The organism is Streptomyces sp. P17, assembly GCF_032436805.1.
Classification (GTDB): Bacteria; Actinomycetota; Actinomycetes; order Streptomycetales; family Streptomycetaceae; genus Streptomyces.
In genome coordinates this window covers 1-263 of the sequence record NZ_JAVRBF010000991.1, presented here as the reverse complement: position 1 = coordinate 263, position 263 = coordinate 1, and the positions used below count along the sequence as shown (strand labels likewise).

The window sequence follows — 263 nt, the reverse complement described above, 5'->3', positions numbered from 1 at the left end:
CGCGAGCTGGACGCTGAGCCCGCGCGGCATGGTGCTGCGCATGTGCCTTCGCGCCCCTTTCGCCGGTGGGCCGGCTGCACCGCGCTTTGGCCTGCAGGTCACCGGGGCGACGCCGGACAAGATGACGCCGGCGCGCGAAAAGGTGCTGGCGGCCGCCGCTGCGGCGCCGCTGCTCGGCAAGGGCGCGCTGGCCGAGGCGGCGGGCTGCACGACGGGCGTCGTCAACGCGCTCCTCGCTTCCGGCGCGCTCGAGCTCGTCGAGA

1 protein-coding gene is annotated in these 263 nt (G+C 75.7%); it reads left to right on the top strand.

Features of this window, described 5'->3' with window-relative positions:
* Positions 1–28 precede the first annotated feature (28 nt).
* Positions 29–263: hypothetical protein (locus tag RMT89_RS43695; protein ID WP_315889311.1), on the top strand; the 235-nt coding region annotated here is incomplete at its 3' end.